Here is a 3,841-nt window from a genome sequence, read left to right as displayed (position 1 = left end):
CGAGCGCGTACTTTAAGTAAGCGCCCATCACAAACGGGTTACCTTGTGCGTCCATGATCAATTTAGCGCCGTCTCTGACAATAACCACATAGGTCTTGTCATTCTTAACTGCGTCTTCCAAAGCTTTGACTGTTACCTTTTTCATGTTTTTTGCTCCTTATCTAACAAATAGTGTTGTTAAGTAGTTGATCGCAAAGATTGTGATCTGCTCGATGACTACCAACGTACCAATAATGATTGCGCCCCATTTAAGCAGCTTTCCAAAAGCATTCGCAAAATCTGTTAGCCAGGTTTCAGCAAATTTGAGCATCCATTCATCAAACTTATCCATTTAAATCACCCTTTGTAAGTAATCCTTTCCTTGCTCTGCAAACCTGTCCAAGTCTTCTCTGAGATAAAATTTTGTTTCCCCATTACCTGGAAGAGTTGGATCAAGTTGCCCGCTTTTAACTGCGGTGTCGATATAAGTTCCGCTAACTCCTAAGTACTTAGCAGCACACTTACGGTTAAACATTTTCTGATCAATCACTTCACCGCGCTTTGCGAGTTCTTCTCTCACGACAGTGCGAACAATCTTAGTGATCATCTTTTGTAGAAGTTCCGTGTTTAGCAGTTCCATTTAAATCACGCTCCTATCTCTCAGTTCATCCAAGCTGACACCCAATGCATCAGCGATCTTGCAAGCATTCGTAAAACTTGGATCAGAATGCTTCAAACGATAATTTCTTAACGTGTTGTCTGGAATACCTGTTTTTTTCGATAGTTCATAAACAGATAATCCTTCATCTTTTAAAATTTTTTCTACTCGTTGCCACATTATCTTGTACCTTGTTTGCTGTATATCGCTATATGTAGTGATATGCTTATTAAAGTGAATTGCCCCATGAAGTACTGCTGACCTTAGTTGTATCGAGTGCCATTTTTTGAATGAGCAAGTCCCATAGTTTTGACCACAATTCCTTAGTGGACATAGCTGCTAATACTGTCATTTCTTGTCACCTCCTAGCTAATTCCAACCCAGAGCTTATAAGTAACGCCGTTTTTCTTGGATACGACCGTTTCACGTTGATTTCTGTATTGTTCCGCTGAATAGCCCTCGTCTTGCCCTAGGTAGTCGTCTAGGCTCTTCCAGGCACGATCACCCATAAACATGTGAGTAAAATCTGGTAGATCATCGTCAATATCACCAAGCATTAGAATCAACATTTATAACGCCTCCTTGTTGCTTTCTGGATCATCCTCAACAGCAATGTAGCCATTTTTGATTGCAAAATCAGTTGGATTGCCTTCTTTATCAATCAGCTTGCTTTTAACCATCACTTTGTAGACTTGCCGCTTGGTGATGCTAGGGTGATATTTTTTAAGTGCTTGATAGTCTTCCTCCACCAATGGCGAATATTCCGTGCAAAACAGTTTGTCTAAAAGTTTGTCTAAGATCTTCATGATTAAACCTCCTAATCTCCTAACAGTTCTATCTGTTCTAACGTTGGGTGGATGTCATGCTCTGCTAACTTGTCGTAGATAAACTTGCGACCTTTTTGCGTCCACTTCAGAATGCTGCCGAACGCGTCTGCGAAGTCCGTTAACTGGTGCTTGGCCAACTTATACATAAATGCGTCAAACTTACTCATTTAGCTCACCTTTTTAAATAATTCTTTCTGTTAAAATGAAGTCATCCTCTAATAAGGAGGTGACAATATGGAAAAGTTTCATTGCCCTGAATGCCATTCATATGACGTCAAGCCCATTGCGATTGGTAAAGGCCCCACAGCCTTTGCGATAATTGCAATGAGACGAGACGGTAAGCCTGAAAGCTCAGTCCAAGTAAATTTGATTTCTTGTAGCAATTGTGGATTTACTTGGATAAAGCCGATTAAGGATGATTCAAAGGGCCTTAATAGATATCTGGATTAGATTCCAGATCTTCGCCAACCATCTTTTGAAGTTTTTCCGATACTGCTTTATTTACTAAAGCTGACATGTTTTTGGACGTGTTAGCTTTTTTCATTTCTTCTCTAATAAGTTGTCTAATGGCAGCTACTTGAAGTGAATTAAAAATCACAGTGGCATAGTCACCATCTTTGTAACAAACACGATCTTTGTCTAAATAGAGTCCTTTTTCTGTCTTGCTTGATTTAGATTCCATATTTCTCCTTAAACTCCTTATCGCTTAGCCATGCCATGAACTGCGTCCAACGTTGCCACTGGATATATACACGCCCGCCGTTTTTGACGACCGCGTCCTTATAAGGACTTGCCAAGCATTGCAGCTTGCGCCGGTCAAACGTCGAGCGGCTTATTTGCAGGCGGCTAAGTGCGTCTTTCTTCGTGATTAATTCATCACTGTGCATTGCTGTCACTCCTTAAGCGATGTCATCGCGTTCGATCAAAGGGAGAATATCTTCATCTTTTAAGATGTCGTAAATTAACTTACGTCCCTTCTGCGTCCAGTAGGTTGATGGCTTTGACCTATCCGTGCCCTTCGAATCTTTAAACGTGAACATCTTTGTAGTTACGTACCCTTTGCCCATGTATACCTTGTAAAGTATCCATTGGCCGTTTACCTTATGCTGAATGCCTACTTTATGAAGTAGCTTGTTAAATTCCTTTGCACCATATCCGTAGTCGGCTGCAATTTGAGTGGTAGCCATTGCGTCGGGTGTGCCAAGAATTAGATCTAAGTAACTTGCTTTTTTGTCGCTTTCTTCGAGCTGCAATGTCAAAGCATCGTTCTTATCTTTCAGCTTTTGAATTCGTGCGTTTGAAATTTCCAGTGCCCGCTTCATGATCATGTCGGGTGAGTTCCAGTTCTTTTCAACCTGGATGAAGTACCGGCGAACCTCTTGACCTTTATCAGTCTTTGACATCATGCAAAGCTCTTTTGCCATGTCCAAAGTCATTAGGTAGTCGTCATATCTTCTTACCGTGTTTTTACCGCTTTGATTGAGGTAACCTTTAGGTGACTTCAAAAAATCAGTACCTTCTTCAAATTCTTTTGAACTTTGTTTCCACCAATCAGAAAACTTCTTTTTAAGTCCCAAGCCTTTATGAAGCTCTCTCGCTGAAACTAATTGCTGATTATCTTTGATTTGAATATTGATTAAATCCTTCATTTTGCTATTCCTTCTTTCTGCTAAAATGAGATAAATTATGAAATTTTATAGGAGGAGCAATTATGCACAAATACGAAACTTTACCGGCTGAAAGAAAACTATTAAGGAAATACATCAAAATACAAAAAGCAGACACACTAAATGAAATTAATCTTGATAAAATCCCTCATAGTGAAGTCAATAGTTATGAATTCAAACTTCTTCTTGAAGCTGGACTCGTCGAGTTTCTGCCTTCTCGCTATTCACAACCATCTGAATTTAAAGTTACCGATGAAGGTTTAAACTTTTTCAAATGGAAATGGGAAAGATTTTGGAATACTCTCTTTAAAAGCATTCTTTTGCCAATTTTTGTTTCCATTGCAACGACTTTAATTACCACAAAATTGATTCCGCTTATTTTCCACTAAGTGCTGCAAGTGTTAACAACGTGGTTACTAAACTTACAAAAATCGGAATCAAATAATCCCAGCACACTTTTTCATCAAATTTATTGATTTTTTCATCTAAGTCATCTTCGTGAGATGGCTTATTTTTATACTCGTGGATTTTCATTTACTTCCTTTCTGCTAAAATTAAGTCATCCTCTAATAAGGAAGTGATCAAATGAAGCCATACATTATTGCCTATGATTTGAAAGAACCTGGGCAAAAGTATGATGAATTACGTGCTGTAATTGACTTCAACTCAAATTTTCAAAATATTTGGATTGAAGAATCTGTGTGTCTTGT

12 protein-coding genes are annotated in these 3,841 nt (G+C 38.9%); 1 reads left to right on the top strand and 11 read right to left on the bottom strand.

All coding sequences use genetic code 11. The annotated features are described in order from the left end of the window. Window positions 1-157: 157 nt before the first annotated feature. From EJK17_RS11560 to EJK17_RS11070, 10 genes are all read right to left on the bottom strand, one after another. Window positions 158-331 carry a hypothetical protein gene (locus tag EJK17_RS11560; protein WP_168180813.1) on the bottom strand — a complete coding sequence of 58 codons (174 nt, stop codon included), beginning with the start codon at window positions 329-331 and terminating at the stop codon, window positions 158-160. Further along, window positions 332-619: a hypothetical protein gene (locus EJK17_RS11110; RefSeq protein ID WP_103662662.1), complete on the bottom strand. Its 288-nt coding sequence runs from the start codon at window positions 617-619 to the stop codon at window positions 332-334. Continuing rightward, window positions 620-817 (bottom strand): helix-turn-helix domain-containing protein, encoded by a 198-nt coding sequence (locus EJK17_RS11105; protein ID WP_103662663.1) that lies wholly within the window; start codon window positions 815-817, stop codon window positions 620-622. Between the two features lie 49 nt (window positions 818-866). Beyond that, on the bottom strand, window positions 867-989 hold the full coding sequence (locus tag EJK17_RS12065) for a hypothetical protein (RefSeq protein ID WP_255409207.1): 123 nt from the start codon (window positions 987-989) through the stop codon (window positions 867-869). 13 nt (window positions 990-1,002) lie between these two features. Next, complete coding sequence (locus tag EJK17_RS11100) at window positions 1,003-1,206, bottom strand: hypothetical protein (RefSeq protein ID WP_103662664.1); 204 nt, start codon at window positions 1,204-1,206, stop codon at window positions 1,003-1,005. Continuing rightward, window positions 1,207-1,443: a hypothetical protein gene (locus tag EJK17_RS11095; protein ID WP_103662665.1), complete on the bottom strand. Its 237-nt coding sequence runs from the start codon at window positions 1,441-1,443 to the stop codon at window positions 1,207-1,209. It abuts the gene before it with no gap. 11 nt (window positions 1,444-1,454) lie between these two features. After that, complete coding sequence (locus EJK17_RS11665) at window positions 1,455-1,631, bottom strand: hypothetical protein (RefSeq protein WP_201738285.1); 177 nt, start codon at window positions 1,629-1,631, stop codon at window positions 1,455-1,457. Window positions 1,632-1,894: 263 nt separating this feature from the next. Continuing rightward, window positions 1,895-2,146 (bottom strand): hypothetical protein, encoded by a 252-nt coding sequence (locus tag EJK17_RS11080; protein WP_103662667.1) that lies wholly within the window; start codon window positions 2,144-2,146, stop codon window positions 1,895-1,897. Beyond that, window positions 2,136-2,351: a hypothetical protein gene (locus EJK17_RS11075; RefSeq protein WP_103662668.1), complete on the bottom strand. Its 216-nt coding sequence runs from the start codon at window positions 2,349-2,351 to the stop codon at window positions 2,136-2,138. Before EJK17_RS11075 ends, EJK17_RS11080 begins: the two co-directional genes overlap by 11 nt. Window positions 2,352-2,363: 12 nt before the next feature. Next, window positions 2,364-3,113, bottom strand: a complete 750-nt coding sequence (locus EJK17_RS11070) for a phage antirepressor KilAC domain-containing protein (protein WP_103662669.1) — start codon at window positions 3,111-3,113, stop codon at window positions 2,364-2,366. 62 nt (window positions 3,114-3,175) lie between these two features. Here EJK17_RS11070 and EJK17_RS11065 point away from each other — a divergent pair, with 62 nt between their 5' ends. Then, window positions 3,176-3,520, top strand: a complete 345-nt coding sequence (locus EJK17_RS11065) for a hypothetical protein (protein WP_127796431.1) — start codon at window positions 3,176-3,178, stop codon at window positions 3,518-3,520. Here the strand turns inward: EJK17_RS11065 and EJK17_RS11555 are convergent. Continuing rightward, complete coding sequence (locus tag EJK17_RS11555) at window positions 3,507-3,665, bottom strand: hypothetical protein (protein ID WP_168180811.1); 159 nt, start codon at window positions 3,663-3,665, stop codon at window positions 3,507-3,509. The two genes, EJK17_RS11065 and EJK17_RS11555, sit on opposite strands and share 14 nt — an antisense overlap. Between the last annotated feature and the right edge of the window lie 176 nt (window positions 3,666-3,841).

The sequence above is a fragment of the Lactobacillus xujianguonis genome, from assembly GCF_004009905.1.
Classification (GTDB): Bacteria; Bacillota; Bacilli; order Lactobacillales; family Lactobacillaceae; genus Lactobacillus; species Lactobacillus xujianguonis.
Note: the sequence above shows the minus strand (reverse complement) of the source record. Positions and strands in the feature narration are given on the sequence as shown.